Genomic DNA, 17524 nt, shown 5'->3' on the forward strand with positions numbered 1-17524 from the left:
GGTCTGAACTGCCGCGCTCCGGGCGAGACATGGCGAGTTGTCCGATCATTACGGGAGATTGCCTCCTCGAATCCGGCATGACCGCACGAGGCCAGTCGTCGGCCAACTTGGCCGTTTGGCTGGATTTTTACGTTTGACGGGAATCTTCGAGACACGTCGATCGTCTTTGTACACAGGAGATGGGTGGCGGAACCGTCAGCAGGGTCCGCATCCCGCGCACAGGCCGCGTAAAACAGCGTAAGCCGGGCAACCACTGGGGAGCCGGTGTCACCGACACCGGGACGGGCGGTCTGCTGGGCGGTGGGGAGTGACACGTGATGGGCACGGCGGAACGACGCGAAACGCTCGGGAACGGCGTTGCGGTTGCGGCACCCTTGGTGGTGCACGGGGGCGCCAGGAACAACGGCACGGGCCCGGACATGGGCGACGGCAGGGGCAGCGGCGGCACCGAACCATCCTCCGGCCGCGTCCACGCCTCCACCGCGGCCGAGCAACTCCCCACACCGGCGAGGGCGGAGGCGCAGCCCTCCTACCGACAGCTGTGGATCGAGGAGCCCGCACGTCGGCGCCGACTGCCGGACCCGGTGCGTACGGCGGCGGTGCGGGCGGTGCTCGTCATCTCCGTCACGCTGATCCAGGCGATGGTGGCCTTCCTGTCCACGCTGGCCGGTTCCTGGCTGGCTTTCCCGATGGTGATCAGCAGCGTGGCCAGCACGGTGTTGGCCACCTGGGCCGCGCTCGACGTGTGGGTGACGCGCCAGGTCTGGAGGCAGCGCAACGGCGTGGTGTCGACCCCCAGCAGCACGGCACGGGCGCTGCGGCGCGAACGCCGCAAGGCCCGACGACTCGCCCGGACCATCGCCCGGACCCAGGAGCGCATACGCAGGCAGGGCGGCGGGTCCTCTCAGTTGTCGCACCCCTGAGGGCCCTGGGCGGGCAGGACCCGCACAGGGCCGCGCCCTGAGCCATATGAACGAGCCCGGGCGGGCCGAGGGCTGCCGCGCCCCCTCCACCGTCGCACCGACCCGTCACTGACCCGGCGGCCCCGATGAGCGCCGCCTTCGGCCATGTCGGCCTCCCCCACGGGTTCTCTCCGGTCACCGATGTGGCGGAACCCGCGGGACACTTCCAGTAAGCGATCGAATGTTTATTCGGTTCCTGCGGGCATGTACGACCTCCAACTGCATCGCGGACGCGCCGGAACGGTGGTGTGCTGGGTGCCGACGAAGGGGTCCCGGACGGAGCCCCCCGGCCGTGACGCGTCGCCGAGCGCCCGATCGGGTGTGCCGAAGATCACATTCGGCATGAACCGTCTTCGGCCGGAAAGGCGCGCAACCGGAAGGGCGCCTTCGGTGTGGCGCTGACCAGGAGGAACGAGAACATGCCCGAACTCTTCATCGGCGGTACCTGGAGATCCGCGCTCGACGAGCGCACCCGCGAGATCCGCTGCCCCGCCGACGGCTCCCTGGTCGGTGTCGTCGACGAGGCGGACGGCAAGGACACGGTGGAGGCCATCACCGCCGCCCGCCGTGCCTTCGACGAGGGCCCCTGGCCCGGTACGCCGGCCGCCGAGCGTGGTGACCTGCTCCTGCGTGTCGCCGACCTCATGGTGCGAGACAAGGACGAGCTGGCCCGCGCGGAGTCCCTCGACACCGGGAAACGCCTGGTGGAGAGCGCCTACGACATCGACGACATCGTCAACTGCTTCCGCTACTTCGGCCGGCTCGCGGCGAACGAGACCGGACGCGTCATCGACACCGGCTCGCCGAGCGTGGACAGCCGGGTCGTCTACGAACCGGTCGGTGTCTGCGCGCTGATCACCCCGTGGAACTATCCGCTCCTCCAGACCGCCTGGAAGGTCGCCCCGGCACTGGCGGCCGGGAACACCTTCGTCCTCAAGCCGAGCGAGCTCACCCCTCACACCGCGATCCACCTGATGCGGCTCCTGGAGGAGGCCGGACTGCCGGCGGGCGTGGCCAACCTCGTCCTCGGCGCCGGCCCGGAGGCGGGCGCGCCGCTCGGTGACCATCCGGACGTCGACCTGCTCTCCTTCACGGGCGGACTCCAGACCGGCCGCCGCCTCATGGCCGCCGCGGCCGGAACGGTGAAGAAGGTCGCGCTCGAACTCGGCGGCAAGAACCCCAACATCGTGTTCGCCGACGCCGACTTCGACATGGCCGTCGACATGGCGCTCACCGCCGTGTTCCTGCACTCCGGGCAGGTCTGCTCAGCCGGGGCCCGGCTGCTGGTGGAGGACTCGCTGCACGACCGGTTCGTCGACGAGGTCGTCCGGCGGGCCCAGCTGATCCGGCTCGGCGGCCCGTTCGACGAAGAGGCCCAGACCGGCCCGCTGATCTCCGAGGCACATCGTGCGAAGGTCGAGGCGTATGTCGCCCAGGGCCTGGCCGAGGGTGCGGTACTGCGCTGCGGCGGGGCACGCCCCGAGGGGCTCGACGACGGTTTCTACTACCCGCCGACGGTGCTCGACGAGTGCGACGCCCGGATGACGGTCGTCCAGGAGGAGTCGTTCGGTCCGGTGCTCACCGTGGAGCGGTTCACGGACGAGGCGGAGGCCGTCCGGCTCGCCAACGACACCGTGTACGGGCTCGCCGGAGGCGTCTTCACCACCGACGAGGCCAAGGCGCAGAGGGTCGCGGCCCGCTTGCGGATCGGCACGGTGTGGATCAACGACTACCACCCGTACGTCCCCCAGGCGGAGTGGGGCGGCTTCAAGCAGTCCGGCTTCGGCCGCGAGCTCGGCCCCTCGGGACTCGCCGAGTACCGCGAAGCGAAGCACATCTACCGGAACACCGATCCTTCGCCGCAGGGCTGGTTCGCCTGACACCCCTTCCGCTCCTTTTGTGCGTCATTTGTGCGCCGTTCCCCTTGTGTACGTCCTGAATGTGCGCCCCCATTGATCCCGGCACCCGCAACGAGCCGCTCCCTCCCACTCCCCGGTCCCCCAGGAGTCCGCTCATGGCAACCACCGACCAACCGACAGGTTCAGGGAACACGGACGACGCCGAACTCGCCGAGTTCGGTTACAAGCCCGAGCTCAAGCGCACCCTCGGCAACTTCCACACCTTCGCGGCCGGGATCAGCTACATCTCGATCCTGACCGGCACCTTCCAGCTGTTCTACTTCGGCTACGGCAGCGGTGGCCCCGCCTACTGGTGGTCGTGGCCGATGGTGTTCGTCGGCCAGTTCATGGTCGCCCTCTGCTTCGCGGAGCTGGCCGCCCGCTATCCGGTGGCGGGCTCGGTCTACAACTGGTCCAAGAAGGTCGGCAATCCACACCTGGGCTGGCTGGCCGGCTGGATGATGCTGATCGCCTCGATCGTGTCGATCGCGGCGGTGGCGCTCGCCTACCAGCTCACGCTGCCGCAGATCTCCAGCGTGTTCCAGATCGTCGGGGACGGCACCGGCAAGTACGACGTGGCCACCAACGCGGTGATCCTGGCCACCGTGTTGATCCTCTTCACGACTGTGGTGAACGCCTTCGGCGTCAAGCTGATGGCCACGATCAACACGGCGGGTGTCTTCATCGAGCTCGTCGCCACGGTCGTACTGATCGTCCTGTTCGCCGTTCACATCACGCGCGGTCCGCAGGTCGTCATGGAGACGAACGGCACGGGTGCGGGCCACGGCGCCGGCTACCTCGGCGCGTTCCTGGTGGCCTCGCTGGCATCGGCGTACGTCATGTACGGCTTCGACACCGCGGCGTCGCTCGGTGAGGAGTCCCGCGATCCGTCCCGGAACGCGCCACGCGCCATCATCCGGGCGATCGTCGCCTCCTTCGTCCTCGGCGGCCTGGTCCTCCTCCTCGCGCTGATGAGCGTCTCCAGCCTCAAGGGCAAGGAGCTGTCCACGGACGGCCTGCAGTACGTCGTGCTCGACGTGCTCGGGCCGACTGCAGGCAAGGCGATGCTGTGGTGCGTGCTGATCGCGGTGACCGTCTGCGCGCTGGCCGTGCACACGGCGGCGATCCGGCTGGCGTTCGCGATGGCCCGCGACAACAACCTGCCCGCGTCCTCACTGCTCGCGAAGGTCAGCCCGCGCTTCCAGACGCCGGTACTGCCGGCCGTGATCGTCGGTGTGCTGGCGCTGAGCATCCTGGTGGTCAACATCCGCCAGCCGCAGATCTTCACCGTGGTCACCAGCATCGGCATCATCATGATCTACCTCGCCTATCTGGGCGTCACCGGACCCATGCTGGTGGCACGGCTGCGCGGCAGGTGGCAGCCGGCCGGCGACGGCAAGTTCTCACTGGGCCGCTGGGGCCTGCTCGTCAACATCGGGGCCGTGATCTGGGGCGCCGTCATGACGATCAACCTGATCTGGCCGCGAGCCTCGGTCTACAACGCCACCGCCCCCTTCCACTGGTACCTCCAGTGGGGCGCCGTGCTGTTCGTCGCGGTCATCGCGGGTGGCGGCTTCGCCTACTACTGGTTCGTCCAGCGGCACCGGACGGGTGTGCTCGCCGGACACCGTCTTGAGGAGAACCCGGCCACGCCGGCCGCTACCCTCGCCGCCCCGGCGGCCGACTGAAGGAGGTCAACCCCACATGGACCAGCCCCACATGGACCAACCTCACATCGCCCGGTCAGTCATGGACCGATCACTCATGAGCACCGACGAGTTCGACTACGTGGTGGTCGGCGGTGGCACCGCCGGCAACGTGGTGGCCGCACGCCTCTCGGAGGACCCGTCCGTCACCGTGTGCGTACTCGAAGCGGGCCCGAGCGACGTCGGCGACGACAACGTCCTCAGACTCGAGCGCTGGATGGGACTGCTGGAGTCCGGCTACGACTGGGACTACCCGGTCGAACCGCAGTCCAGGGGCAACAGCTTCATGCGGCACGCCCGCGCGAAGGTGCTCGGCGGCTGCTCGTCCCACAACTCCTGCATCGCCTTCTGGGCCCCGGCCGAGGATCTCGACGACTGGGCGGCGGCAGGCTGTACGGGCTGGAGCGCGGCCGACCTCTTCCCGCTCTACCGGCGCCTGGAGACCAACGACGCCCCTGGCGACCACCACGGCCGCACCGGCCCGGTGAAGCTCCGTACGCTGAAGAGCGAGGACCCGTGCGGCGGCGCCCTCCTGGAGGCGTGCGCGCAGGCGGGCATCCCGACCACGCCCTTCAACACCGGTGAGACCGTGATCCGCGGGGCCAACTGGTTCCAGATCAACTCCGACGAGAACAACATCCGTCAGTCGTCCTCGGTCGCCTATCTCCACCCGGTCATGGGCAGGCGGCCGAACCTGGAGGTACGGACGGGGGTGCGGGCGAAGCAGCTCGTGCTGGAGGGGCGCCGGTGCGTGGGCGCCGAGTACCTCGACCCGGATCTCATCCACACGAGGACCGTACGGGCGCGCCGCGAGGTCATCGTGTCGTGCGGCGCGATCGACACCCCGAAACTCCTGATGCTGTCCGGTATCGGACCGGCGGAGCAGTTGCGCGAGGCCGGCGTCGAGGTGGTCGTGGACGCGGTGGGCGTCGGTGAGAACCTGCAGGACCACCCCGAGGGCGTCATCATGTGGGACGCCAAGCAGCCGATGACCACGACATCCAGTCAGTGGTGGGAGGCGGGCATCTTCTACGACACCGAACCCGGCCTGGACCGGCCCGACCTGATGTTCCACTACGGCTCGGTGCCGTTCGACATGAACACGGCGCGTTGGGGCTATCCGACCTCGGAGAACGCGTTCTGCCTCACTCCGAACGTGACCCGGGCGAAGTCGCGCGGCACGGTGCGGCTGCGCACCCGCGACTACCGGGACAAGCCGATGGTCGATCCGCGGTACTTCACGCACGAGCACGACGCGCGCGTGATGACGTACGGGCTGAAGCTGGCGCGTCGGATCGCCGCCCAGCCCGCGCTGAGCGGCTGGGCGGGGGCGGAACTGGCCCCCGGGCCGGACGTCCGGACGGACGACGAGCTGCTGGACTACATCCACAAGACCCACAACACCGTCTACCACCCGGCCTGCACGGTGAAGATGGGTGCGGACGACGACGCGTCGGCGCCGCTGGACGCGCGGCTGCGCGTCAAAGGGGTCTCGGGGTTGCGGGTTGCCGACGGGTCGGTGATGCCGGATCTGGTGTCGGTGAATCCGTGCATCACGACGATGATGATCGGGGAGAAGTGTGCGGACCTTTTGAAGGAGGATGCGTAGAGGGGTGCGGGTGGTGGGGAACTGCGGCGCCGTCGTGGCTTGTCGCGCCCGCGCGGCGGAGCCGCAAATGTCACAGCCCCGCGCCCCTAGGGGGTTGCCCCTGAGGGAGTTGCCTGTGCCGGGCGTTTGAACATTCGTGTTGCCGTGATCTCGCTGTGCACCGCGTCTCCCTCCCCGTCCGGGGCCTGCTGGGGCAGTCCCGGGCGGAGGTGTTCCTCCACGCGGATGTACTTCAGGCCCGCCCGGAGGTCGGCGTCGTTGCGGAGGCGGATGACGAGGGGGAACTCGGCGAGCGCGGTCGTGTCGAACAGGCCGGTGGTGTAGAGGAGTTGGACGCCGAGCGCGTCGGACACGGCTCGCTGGAGTTCCAGCAGGTACGTCGCGTTGGCGCGCCCGATGGGGTTGTCGAGGAACAGCGTGCCGGCGTGCCGGTGCTTGTCGCGGCCCCGGTCGTTGCTGCGCAGCGCGGCCATCGTGCAGTACAGGGCGATGGCCGCGGTGAGCAGCTGACCGCCCGAGAAGACGTCGCCCATCTGTCCGACGGGTACGCGCTCGGCGCGCAGTACGGCGTCGGGCTTGAGGATCTCGACGGCGATGCCCTTGGGCTCGAGTGCGGCGCCGACTCCCCTCAGGAGCAGGGACATTCCGTCCCGGCGCAGGTCGGAGTTCTTCTTCACGGCCGACCGGGTGGCCTCGTCGATGACCTCGCCGAGCCGCTCGGTGAGCGTCGCCTGGTCGGGCTCCTCGAACCGGATCCGCACGAACTCCTGCCCCGACCACTCACCGAGCCCTTCGGGCAGCCGGGACAGCCGCTGCGCGGACCGCAGGGTGGCCAGCGCCGACTCCACCAGCCCGCGCAACCGGTCCACGATCGAGTCCCGGTTCCGCTCCAACTGCGCCAACTCGTCTGTCAGGACCCGGAGTCGGGGTGCGAAGGCGTCGGCCCACTTCTGCGCGTGCTCGGGCAGCGCGGACGCGGGCAGTTCACGGATCTGCTGGCGGGCGGGAGTCCGCACCGCCTCGTACCGCGTGGAGTTGGCATGCCGAACGAGGATGTCGCTCGCCTCGCGCACAGCGCCCTCGGCCGCGGACAGGTCGGTGGCGCAGCCGCGCAGGGAGCGGCGGGCCTCGGCGGCCGACTGCCGTGCTTCCTCCGGGCTGCCGGGGTAGGGCTCCGGGGCTTCCTGCTCGTCGTCGGTGGCGTGTTCGCGCATCAGGTCGCGGAGCATGGCGGCGATCTCGTCGAACCCGGAGGCAGCGCCCTCGGCCGCCCGGTGGGAGCCGAGCAGTTCGGCGTGCGCCTCCCTGGCCTGGGTCAACGCCTCGCTGCGGGAGGCGAGTTCGGCGGTGGCGGTGCGCAGCAGTACCTGGGCGTGCTCGGCGTCGCGCGGGACGAGTTCCTCGGCCAGCTCGGTGTGCGTCTCGCCGTCCTCGGGCGCGTGCCGCTCGGCCTCGCCGCGCAGTCGCCCGAGCTGCTCGCTGGCCGTGGACACCCGGGTCTCCAGGACCTGCACCAGTTCCTCGGCCCGGGCGGATGCGGCCTGCCTGGACGGTCCGTCCGCTCCCTCGGGCACCTGCAGCAACTGCTCGGCGCGCGTACGCACCTTGTTGCTCAGCCGGTCCAGGTCCGCGCGACTGGCGCTCTCCTCGCTCTCGGAGCGCGCCTGCTCCGCCCGCAGGTCGGCTCCGACGCCGACCTTCTCGTAGAGCTGGGATGCGGCACGGTAGGCCTCGCGGAGGGCGGGCAGCGACGACTTCGCGGCGTCCTCGTCAGGTTCCGGCAGGTCATCGGGGGCGCCCGCGATCTCCGCGCGCTCTGCGCGCAGGGCTCGGGCCGTGCGGCGTGCGTCGTCGGCGGCGCGCTGGGTGGCGCGCCGGTCCTCGTCGGCGGACCGGGCACGCTCCAGCAGGACCTGGGCACGGGCCTCCGACTCGACTGCCTCGTCGGCCAGTTCACGCACCTTGACCTGCCACCCGGCGCGTTCACGCAGCCGGAACGCCAGTCCGGCGAGCGCGTCGGCGGCGCGCCGGGCGCGCTGGGCGGCCTCCTGCCGCTCGTCCCGCACCCGGGACGCCTCGCTCATCACCTCGTCGGCCTCGGCCCGTACGGTCCGCGCCTCGGCCAGCTCGGCTTCGGCCTCCTCGGCGAAGGCACGCGCGTCGTGCGCGACCCGGGCCAGCTCGACGAGCCGCCCGGCCGGACAGCCCGTACGCCAGGAGGTGAGCCGCGCGGCCAGCTCGCGGTCCTTCCCGAGCCGCGCCGCGAGCGTGCGGATCTCCTCCTCCCGCTCACCCGCCCGGGCCCGCAGCGCCTGCCGTTCCTCGTCGGCGGCGTGCTCGTCGTGCATGGCCGGGTTCGGCGGTACGAGGAACACGTCGCCGTCGCCCGGTCCGGGGGCCGGGGTGGGGGCGAGCAGGGCGGCTGCCGTGCCGACCGCCACGGCCGACCGGGGCAGCAGGGCCGCGTCGGCGAGGGTCTCGCGGGCACGCGCGTGCGTGCCGGGGTCGGTGATGATGACGCCGTCGACGAGTTCGGGGCGGGCGGCCAGCACGCGCGCGTGGTCGGCGGGGTCGACGGCCTGGGCGAGATAGCGCCAGCCGGGCAGCGCGGGGATGCCGTGCTCGCCGAGGAACTCGACGGTGGCCAGCACGTCGGGGCCGGGCGGCAGCAGTCCGCCGTCGCCGAGCGCGCCGAGGATGCGGGCGTCGTCGGCGGCACCGGTGCGCAGCTCGAAGAGCTGGCGCTCGGCGGAGGTGACACCGTCGACGAGCAGCTCACGGAGTTCGTCGGCGAAGCGGTCCAGCTCCTCGGAGGTCAGGGGACCTTCGTCGACGGCGCGGGGGGCGCCCTTCCCGCCGTCCGCGGCCGTACCCCCGGCGCCGCCGGCCTCGCCCTCGCTCGCGCCGTGCTGGCGCGGCAGCGCGGCCCGGCCCCGCTGTCGCGCACCGCCGGCGGACGGCAGGTTCAGCAGTTCGGCGAGCCGTTCCTCTTCCGCCAGGGCCTCGGCGGTGCTCCGCTCGGCGTCGTACGCGCGCTCGGCCGCCGTGGCGGCATCCGCCGCGCGGGCCGCCGTCAGCTCCGCTCGGGACTCGGCGGACGCCGCCTCACGCGCGTGTTCGGAAGCCCGCCGGGAGGCCTCACGGGTGGTGTCCCAGGCCGCGACGGCCGTCTTCTCGGCGTCGCTCGCGGCAAGCGCGGCCCGTGCCGGATCCGCGTCGGGAGCGCTGTCGTCGAGCCAGCCCGCGCGCACCGCCTCGGCGGTCTCCTGCTCGACCTCGCTGAGCCGCTGCCGCAGATGCCCGACCTCGCTGCGGGCGCGCTGCGCCTCGGTGGCCGCGCCCGTCGAGTCGCGGTGGGCGACCTCGCTGACCTCCTGAAGGGCGACGGACCGCTCCTCCTCCTCGTTGGCGAGCGCCTCCGCGCCTTCCGCCGCCGAGTGCAGCGCCCGTACGAGGTCGACAGCGGCCTTGGCGCGGGCGGCGAGCGCAGGGGCGGCGTCCCGTTCGGCCTCGCGGATCGCGACAGCCACGCGCGCGGAGCGGTCGGCTGCGGCGCGGTGCCGCAGGACGACCTCGGCGGCCTGCCAGGCGGAGTGCATGGTGCGCGCGTCGGCGAGTTCGCGCTTCTGCGCGGCTGCCGTCTTCTCAGCCGCCGCGAGTGCCAGCGAAGCGTGCCGGAAGGCGAGTTCGGCGGCGATCAGCGCGCTGCGCTCCCGCCCGCCCTCGGAATGGGTGACGGCATACGCCGCGGCGGTGACCCGCTGGGCGAGATCGCCGGCCCGGACGCGTTCCTGCACGCCCCGTGCGGACAGCCGCCGGGCGAGGGTGCGCGTACGCCGCTCCGCACCCGCGTGGACGTCCCGCGCGCGGGAACGCGTCTGCGCGGCCTCGACGATCCGGCCGAGCAGGTCCACGGACCCGGCGGTGAAGTCCCGTTCGGCGATCAGTTCGGACCGTCGGCCCAGCTTGTTGCCGAAGCCGCCGACCAGGTCGGCGAGCCCGTCCGTGTCCCGGGTGTCGGTGACCGCGCGCAGCAGCAGGTCGGTGAAGTCGGAGTCCTTCTTGACCGCGAAGAGGCCGGCGGCCTCACCCTCGTCGGCGTTCATCTCCCGCTGGTAGCGGAAGAGTTCGGGGTCGAGCCCCAGCTCCCCCAGATGCTCGATCCAGCGGTCGTGGATCTCCTCCCAGTGCACTTCGAGATGCGGGTACGCCTTGCCCGCCTCGGTGATCGCGTCCCGGAAGCCCTTCATGGTCCGGCGACGTCCCTGAGCACCGGAGGCACCCTCCACCGGTGGCCGTACGGCGGTGGACTCGGCGACGGGAAGGTTGTCGAGGCTCAGCCCCGGGCCGGGCCGGAAGGAGTACCAGGCCTCGGCGAACTTCCGCGGATCGTTGGAGACCTGCCGCCCCCGCCACTCGCTCGCCTTGCCGACCACGACCAGTTCGCCGGTGAGCGTGTGCTGCCACTCCAGGATCACGTGCCCGCAGTCGTCGGCGAGCAGGAACTTCCGCAGCACACCGGAACTGGCGCCACCGAGCGTGTTGCGGTGCCCGGGCAGCATCACGGAGAAGATCAGCTTGAGGAGTACGGACTTGCCGCCGCCGTTCTCCAGGAAGAGCACGCCCGCGGGGGCGGGCCGGCGCGGCGGTCCGACGGGCTCGTCCTCGAAGAACTCCGCCTGGGTGGGCGCGGGGTCGGGCACCGGCTCGCCGACACCCCGCAGGTCAAGCACGGTGTCGGCGTAGCGCGCACCGGCAGGACCGATGGAGTAGAGGCGGACCCGGGACAGCTCGTACATGGCGGACTCTCGTAGTCGTAAGGAAGTAGTCGGGTGAGGGAGCAGTCGGGTTGGGTGTGGAGGGAGTCGGGGCGGCGGTCAGGAGTGGTGGAAGGGCAGTCCGGCGTCGGCCACCAGGTCCAGGTCCTCGGTGTCCTCGGCGGGCAGCAGCGTCGGTGTCCCGTCGGTGACCGGCACGACGCCCAGCTCCAGCAGCTCGGCCATGGCGGCGTTGCCGGCCATGTCCCGGACCTGGAGCTGGTAGCGGGCTGTCGTCCGATACGTGCCGCCGTTGTCGTCACCCGTGCGCTGGAGGAAGCCGGAGTCGGTGAGGAAGACGACGGCCTTGCCGACGATGCCGGTCGTCGAACCGGCCGGTCTCCGCGCGTCCTTGGTGGCCCCCGTGGCGCTGCGCCTTATCCAGATCCGCCAGGCGGCCTCGAGTCCCGGAGCGTCGCTGACCGGGTCGGTGTTCTCGCCCTGTGCCTCGGCCCGTTCCTCCAGTCGCCGACAGGCCTGCCGCACGAAGGCCTCGACCCCGTTGACGGTGACGCGCCCGATGTAGCCGTCGTCGGCGAGATCCTCGGGGCGCGGAAACGCCATGGCGGCCACGGCGAGATGGGCGAGCCCGTGCAGGAAACGGTCCGAGCCGTCGGCGGACGTACGCCGTGCGTAGTCCCCCATCCGCACGGCGAAGACGGAGTCCTCGGCGGCGGTGACCGCCATCCCCGCGCGCGGGGACACCTCCAGCACGACCAACCCCAGCCCGGCGGCCACGGCATCGGCGAGCCGTGCGAACGCCGAGTCCTCGCGGTACCGCCGCAACAACTCGGCGTACTCCTGGTCCCGCGCGGCCTGAAGCTTGGCCTGAAGCCCGAAGGCAACCAGCCGCGCCGCATCGGCGGCATCGCCAGGAGTGATGACGGCACCGGCAGCAGCCGGCGCGACAACAACCTCCGGCTCACTCCGGTCGACGTGCTCGTTCACGGCCGAGACTCCTTGGGGTTCTGATCATCGGACGGGCGGACAGGCACCCCTATGGGGGCACGGGGCTGTGACATGTGCGGCTCAGCCGCGTGGGCGCGACAGGCCCCCACTGGCCGCAAGCCGAAGAACAACCCGCGGAACATCACGCCGCCTCCAACCGGCCCGCAGCCATCCCGACCGCATCCAGCAACGCCATCCCCACGATCAGATCGGCGCCCCCGAACTCCGGATCGTCCAGCTCCGTCCCGTCATCCACGGCGAACAGCAACTTCTCCTCGCCCTGCCGATAAGCCGTACCGACCGGCGGACTGGCCGCGTGCACGGCCAACAGGGCCACCAGATACGGAAGTTCCGCATCCCGGAGACGCGCCTCGGCCAACAGCCCCGACAACCGCCGAGGCGCATCCGCGGGCAGGTCCAGCAGCTCCATCGCCGACGCCAGTTGCTCCTCGCTGAACCGGCTGTCGTCCGGTGTGGCGATGAGATCCGGCTCCGGCATCTCCGCCCCGAGATGTTCCCGCTCCACCGGTGGGGTCAGCAGTATGTCCACGAGGTCGCCGACCCGGACCGACACCGGCGTACGAAGCCCCGTCCCGCGCGCGAAGAACGCGTCGGTGACCCGCACCGCCGCCTCCAGGGGCAACGGCAGCACAGGGGCGACCAGATGCCCGTACAGATCGATCCCGGACGACGTCATCGGGGTCGCGAAAGCCTGCCGGTCCTGTTCCGCGCGGAACAGCGGGCCCGCCTCCAGCAGCCGGGACTGGAGCAGCGTGTGCCGCCGGATGCAGTCCTTCACGATGTCGACGAGTTCGGCGGCGCGCCGTTTCTGCTCCGGGTCCTCGGACTCGTCACGGGCCTTGCGGATGTTGGTCAGGATCGCGTTCTCATGGCGGTACCGGTCGGCGACATGGTCGAGCGCCTCGGCGATCATGTCGGGGACGGTCTGGAGCCAGTCCACCGCGCGCACGTTCCGCCGGGTCGCGTCCAGCGCCCGGCGCAGGATCTCCGAGTACTGCACGGTCCGGTAGCGGGCCTGCTCCGCGGCGAGCTGGGCGTCGGCCAGCCGGCCCCGGCTGATCAGCACCTCCAGCTTGACCTCGGCGGCGATCTGGGCGCTGGTGACGTCGGTGTCGAGGGCGCCGACGAGCACGTTGACCGCTTCGTCCGTCGTACGGAGGTAGACGCTTCCGCCGTACCCCGGGACCTCTTCGATCAGTTTGAAGTCGTAGTCACGGCGTACATACGTACCGTCCGGTGCGAACGTGCCGTATACGGCCCGGAAGCCGCGGTCGACGCTGCCGACGTTGATCAGGTTCTCGAGGACCCAGCGGGCGACGCGCTCGTGCTCGGTGACGGGCCGTTGCGGGGCCTGGGCGGCGATGCGCGGGATGAGGCGGGCGACGATCTGGTCGTGGTCGGCGCCGGTGTCGAAGTCCATGTTCAGGGTGACCAGGTCGATGGCCGAGAGGGCCACCTCCGCCATGCCGTACACCGAGTACTCGCCGGCGAGATTGGCCTTGCGCGCGTCCAGGTCGTGGAGCGGGGCGGTGCAGGCGAGCGCGCGCAGGCGACGTGCCAGTCCCTCGTCGGCGGCCGGGCCCGGAGCGGGGCGCGGCCCCGCGCTGAGCTGGGGCGGAACGCTGTCCGTCGATGCAGGCGAAGTCACGGTGCACAGACTAGGTCCTCGGTCTGACAACGGCCCAAACGACTCAGAAGCGACCCGCTGCCACCCCGCCACCGTGCCGTTCACGCCCTGCGGAAGACCGCAGGTCCCGACCCCCGTACCGGCTTACCCGTACCCGCTACCCGTCCTCGCCCACCCGCCGCCGGTAGACCTCGACAACCCGTTTGAGCGAGTCGTCGAGATAGACCGAAAGCAGGCCCCCGGCCCGCTCCCGGTCGCCTGTCTGGAGGGCCTGCAGTATCTGCTGGTTGCGCGCGAGATAGGGCTCGTGCAGGCGCCGCGGGTCGTCCACGACGTGGAAGGCGAGGCGAAGTTCGGCGAAGACGCTGCGCATCAGCTCGTCGGTGCGGGCGCTGCCGGCCAGCGCGACGAGTTCGCCGTGGAAGTGGATGTTGGCCGTACCCAGCTTTTTCCAGTCACCGTCGCGCGCCGCCCGCTGCCCCTCCTCGACGGCCGCGGCGAGGTTCTCCAGGGCGTACGGCGGCTCACCGAGGCCGCGGACCACGGCGCACTCGACGAGGGCGCGGGTGCGGTAGATGTCCTCGACGTCCTCGACGGTGAGGACCCGCACGAAGACGCCCCTGTTGAGCTCGTGGATCAGCAGGCGTTCGTGCGTGAGCAGCCGGAACGCCTCGCGCAGCGTGTTGCGCGAGACACCGAGGGCCCCGCCGATGCTGTCCTCGGAGAGCCGGGTCCCGGGCGGGAAGTACCCGTCGGCGATACGGCTTCTGAGGATGTCCGACACCCGCTCGGCCGTACTGGTGCGCCCGAGGAGCGCACGGTCGTCGGCCAGTCCCGTCAGCTGCTCTGCCATGCCCGGAATTCAATCGTAGATACAAGAACGAAACAACACGGGTATTGAAGGATCGTTCAACGATCCTCTACCTTGCTGAACAGACACCGCGGGATCCACGCGGTGCCGACCGCTCCCGCACCGCTCATTCCTCAAGCACTCTCCGTCCCTCATCTGCGAGGTGCACATGAGCACGACCCCTCCACCGCAGGCCCTGGCCGCCGAATCCCGCCCCGGAGCGGGTGAACCCGCTGTCGACGACGGCGCGTTCGCCTGGCTGCGGGCACTGGGCCCGCGCGGTCGCCGTGCCTTCGGCGGCGCGTTCGGCGGCTACGCCCTGGACTCGTACGACTACTTCACACTGCCCCTGACCATGGTGGCGCTGTCCGCGTACTTCGGTCTGGACAGCGGCCAGACCGGGCTGTTCACCACCGTCACCCTGGTCGTCTCCGCGGTGGGCGGCGCCGGCGCGGGGGTACTCGCGGACCGGATCGGCCGGGTCAAGGCACTGATGATCACGGTGATCACGTACGCGGTCTTCACCGTCGCCTGCGGCTTCGCACCCAACTACGAGACGCTGCTGGTGTTCCGCGCCCTCCAGGGCCTCGGTTTCGGCGGCGAATGGGCCGTCGGCGCGATCCTGGTGGCCGAGTACGCGAGCCCGAAGCACCGCGGCCGTACGCTCGGCGCGATCCAGAGTTCCTGGGCCGTGGGCTGGGGCCTGGCCGTGGTCGTCTACACCGTGGTCTTCTCGTTCCTCGACGACGACCTGGCCTGGCGCGTGATGTTCTGGACCGGCGCTCTGCCCGCGCTGCTGGTCATCTGGGTGCGACGCTCGGTGCAGGACGCGCCCCGGGCGGTCGCCGAGCGCGAGAAGAACCCCCAGAAGGGCTCGTTCGCCGCGATCTTCAAGCCCGGCACACCCGAGGCACCCGGACTGCTGCGCATCACGGTCTTCGCGGGCCTGCTGTCCACCGGTGTACAGGGCGGCTACTACACCCTCGCCACTTGGGTGCCCACCTACCTGAAGACGGAGCGCGGACTGTCGGTCGTCGGCACCGGTTCGTATCTCGCCTTCCTGATCTCCGGAGCCTTCATCGGCTATCTGACCGGCGGATACCTCACCGACCGGATCGGCCGCAAGCGCAACATCTGGCTGTTCGCGGTCCTCTCGGCGCTGTGCATCCTCGCCTACGCGAACATCCCCGACGGCGCCAACACCCTTCTCCTGGTGCTCGGTTTCCCGCTCGGGTTCTGTATGTCGGCGATCTTCAGCGGCTTCGGCTCCTATCTGAGCGAGCTGTACCCGACCGCCGTACGCGGCACGGGACAGGGCTTCACCTACAACACCGGCCGCGCCGTCGGCGCCGTCTTCCCCACCACGGTCGGTTTCCTGGCCGACAGTTGGGGCGTGGGCGGCGCGCTGGTCTTCGGCGCGATCGGATACGGCATCGCCGCCCTGGCACTGCTCGGCCTGCCGGAGACCCGCGGAAAGGAACTCCAGTGAACCGTACGGACGACCGCCCCCTGTCCCTCCTCGACGAGCACGCGCACGCGTGGAGCCCGAAATCCGCGCGAGCCCGGTTCCGCGCGGGCCTGACGGGCCCCACGGCGGGCGTCGCCGCCGGCCACACCCAGGTCAACCTGATCTCGGTGCCCGCCGACTGGGCGTACGACATGCTGCTGTTCTGTCAGCGCAACCAGAAACCCTGCCCGGTACTCGACGTCACGGACGCCGGTTCCTGGACCACCGTCCTCGCCGAGGGCGCGGACCTGCGCACCGACCTGCCGCGCTACCGGGTCTGGCGGGACGGCGAACTGACGGAGGAACCCACGGACGTGCTCGCCCACTGGCGCGCCGATCTCGTGACGTTCCTCATCGGGTGCAGCTTCACCTTCGAGTGGGCGCTCGCCGAAGCGGGCGTCCCGATCAGGCACATCGAACAGGGGCGCAACGTCCCGATGTACGTGACCGACCGTCAGTGCCGTCCCGCCGGGCGGCTGCACGGCCCCATGGTGGTGTCCATGCGTCCGGTGCCGCCGCAGCATCTGGCAGCCGCCATCCGGGAGAGCAGCCTGCTCCCGGCGGTGCACGGCAGCCCCGTACACTGCGGCGATCCGTCGGGGCTCGGCATCGACGACCTCGGCCGGCCGGACTTCGGCGAACCGGTGGACCTCGCGCCGGACGACATCCCGGTGTTCTGGGCCTGCGGGGTGACCCCGCAGGCCGCGGTGATGGCGTCCCGCCCGCCCTTCGCCATCACACACGCGCCGGGCCAGATGTTCCTCACCGACACCCGCGACGAGCAGTACCGCGTCGCCTGACCGGAGCGTGACAGGAGTCCGGAACATGATCGACCTCAACGCCGACCTCGGCGAGGGCTTCGGCCGCTGGCGGCTCACCGACGACGAACAGCTGCTGTCCGTCGTCACCAGCGCCAACGTGGCCTGCGGCTTCCACGCCGGGGACCCGGTCACCATGCGGCGGGTGTGCGACCTGGCGGCCGAGCGCGGCGTACGGATCGGCGCCCAGGTCTCCTACCGCGACCTGGCCGGCTTCGGGCGGCGCGCGATGGACGTGCCGCCCGACGAACTGGCGGCCGAGGTGGCCTACCAGATCGGCGCCCTGGAGGTGTTCGCACGCGCGGCGGGCACGCGCGTGTCGTACGTCAAGCCGCACGGCGCGCTGTACAACCGCGTCGTGCACGACGCGGAGCAGGCGGGGGCGGTGATCGCCGGCGTGCTTCTGGCCGGCAAGGGACTGCCGGTGCTCGGGCTGCCGGGCTCGCGCCTGCTGGAACTCGCCGAGGGGGCGGGCCTCCCGGCCGTCCCCGAGGCGTTCGCCGACCGCGCGTACACCGAGGAGGCCACTCTCGTGCCGCGCGGCCAGGAAGGGGCACTGGTGACCGACCCGGAGGCCGTCGTGGCGCGTTCGGTGACCCTCGCCCGGACCGGCGTGGTCGCGTCGCTCTCCGGGACGCTCCTAGCGATCAGCGCTCGCTCCCTGTGCGTACACGGCGACACACCAGGCGCGGTGGACCTGGCCCGCCGGGTCCGCGAGCGCCTGGAGGCGTCGGGCATCCGCGTGGAGGCCTTCGCATGAG

11 protein-coding genes are annotated in these 17524 nt (G+C 71.0%); 7 read left to right on the forward strand and 4 right to left on the reverse strand.

What is annotated here, in order from left to right:
- The first annotated feature begins 317 nt into the window (after positions 1 to 317).
- The 4 genes from G3I71_RS14870 to G3I71_RS14885 all read left to right on the forward strand — a co-directional run bounded on the left by G3I71_RS14870 (position 318) and on the right by G3I71_RS14885 (position 6175).
- Positions 318 to 923: a hypothetical protein gene (locus tag G3I71_RS14870; RefSeq protein ID WP_164315235.1), complete on the forward strand. Its 606-nt coding sequence runs from the start codon at positions 318 to 320 to the stop codon at positions 921 to 923.
- 458 nt (positions 924 to 1381) lie between these two features.
- On the forward strand, positions 1382 to 2842 hold the full coding sequence (locus G3I71_RS14875; RefSeq protein ID WP_164314880.1) for an aldehyde dehydrogenase family protein: 1461 nt from the start codon (positions 1382 to 1384) through the stop codon (positions 2840 to 2842).
- Between the two features lie 134 nt (positions 2843 to 2976).
- Complete coding sequence (locus G3I71_RS14880) at positions 2977 to 4548, forward strand: APC family permease (protein ID WP_164314881.1); 1572 nt, start codon at positions 2977 to 2979, stop codon at positions 4546 to 4548.
- Between the two features lie 76 nt (positions 4549 to 4624).
- The gene (locus G3I71_RS14885; RefSeq protein ID WP_164314883.1) at positions 4625 to 6175 is read left to right on the forward strand and encodes a GMC family oxidoreductase; all 1551 of its coding nucleotides are present in this window, start codon (positions 4625 to 4627) and stop codon (positions 6173 to 6175) included.
- Between the two features lie 86 nt (positions 6176 to 6261).
- Here the strand turns inward: G3I71_RS14885 and G3I71_RS14890 are convergent, their stop codons facing one another.
- From G3I71_RS14890 to G3I71_RS14905, 4 genes are all read right to left on the reverse strand, one after another.
- Complete coding sequence (locus tag G3I71_RS14890; protein WP_164314885.1) at positions 6262 to 10974, reverse strand: hypothetical protein; 4713 nt, start codon at positions 10972 to 10974, stop codon at positions 6262 to 6264.
- A gap of 78 nt (positions 10975 to 11052) precedes the next feature.
- Positions 11053 to 11940 carry a hypothetical protein gene (locus G3I71_RS14895; protein ID WP_164314887.1) on the reverse strand — a complete coding sequence of 296 codons (888 nt, stop codon included), beginning with the start codon at positions 11938 to 11940 and terminating at the stop codon, positions 11053 to 11055.
- A gap of 142 nt (positions 11941 to 12082) precedes the next feature.
- A complete protein-coding gene (locus G3I71_RS14900) occupies positions 12083 to 13609 on the reverse strand; it encodes a hypothetical protein (protein ID WP_164314888.1) in 1527 nt (508 codons plus the stop codon).
- 136 nt (positions 13610 to 13745) lie between these two features.
- Positions 13746 to 14441, reverse strand: coding sequence for a GntR family transcriptional regulator (locus G3I71_RS14905; RefSeq protein ID WP_164314890.1), 696 nt, complete (start codon positions 14439 to 14441; stop codon positions 13746 to 13748).
- Positions 14442 to 14607: 166 nt separating this feature from the next.
- On the opposite strand from G3I71_RS14905, the gene G3I71_RS14910 reads away from it, so the two are divergent.
- Genes G3I71_RS14910 through G3I71_RS14920 form a run of 3 tightly spaced genes read left to right on the forward strand, consistent with a single transcriptional unit; the run spans position 14608 to position 17523 of the window.
- Positions 14608 to 15927: an MFS transporter gene (locus tag G3I71_RS14910; RefSeq protein ID WP_164314892.1), complete on the forward strand. Its 1320-nt coding sequence runs from the start codon at positions 14608 to 14610 to the stop codon at positions 15925 to 15927.
- Positions 15924 to 16745 carry a putative hydro-lyase gene (locus G3I71_RS14915; protein ID WP_164314894.1) on the forward strand — a complete coding sequence of 274 codons (822 nt, stop codon included), beginning with the start codon at positions 15924 to 15926 and terminating at the stop codon, positions 16743 to 16745. The genes G3I71_RS14910 and G3I71_RS14915 overlap by 4 nt, the downstream gene beginning before the upstream one ends.
- A gap of 25 nt (positions 16746 to 16770) precedes the next feature.
- Complete coding sequence (locus G3I71_RS14920) at positions 16771 to 17523, forward strand: LamB/YcsF family protein (RefSeq protein WP_164314896.1); 753 nt, start codon at positions 16771 to 16773, stop codon at positions 17521 to 17523.
- Position 17524: the final 1 nt, after the last annotated feature.

The organism is Streptomyces sp. SID12501 (genome assembly GCF_010550245.1).
Taxonomy (GTDB): domain Bacteria; phylum Actinomycetota; class Actinomycetes; order Streptomycetales; family Streptomycetaceae; genus Streptomyces.

Excerpts from the sequence above, each read along its gene's own strand:
- G3I71_RS14870 (WP_164315235.1), top strand. The coding sequence starts at position 318 with ATGGGCACGGCGGAACGACGCGAAACGCTCGGGAACGGCGTTGCGGTT.
- G3I71_RS14875 (WP_164314880.1), top strand. The coding sequence starts at position 1,382 with ATGCCCGAACTCTTCATCGGCGGTACCTGGAGATCCGCGCTCGACGAG.
- G3I71_RS14880 (WP_164314881.1), top strand. The coding sequence starts at position 2,977 with ATGGCAACCACCGACCAACCGACAGGTTCAGGGAACACGGACGACGCC.
- G3I71_RS14885 (WP_164314883.1), top strand. The coding sequence starts at position 4,625 with ATGAGCACCGACGAGTTCGACTACGTGGTGGTCGGCGGTGGCACCGCC.
- G3I71_RS14890 (WP_164314885.1), bottom strand. The coding sequence starts at position 10,974 with ATGTACGAGCTGTCCCGGGTCCGCCTCTACTCCATCGGTCCTGCCGGT.
- G3I71_RS14905 (WP_164314890.1), bottom strand. The coding sequence starts at position 14,441 with ATGGCAGAGCAGCTGACGGGACTGGCCGACGACCGTGCGCTCCTCGGG.
- G3I71_RS14910 (WP_164314892.1), top strand. The coding sequence starts at position 14,608 with ATGAGCACGACCCCTCCACCGCAGGCCCTGGCCGCCGAATCCCGCCCC.
- G3I71_RS14920 (WP_164314896.1), top strand. The coding sequence starts at position 16,771 with ATGATCGACCTCAACGCCGACCTCGGCGAGGGCTTCGGCCGCTGGCGG.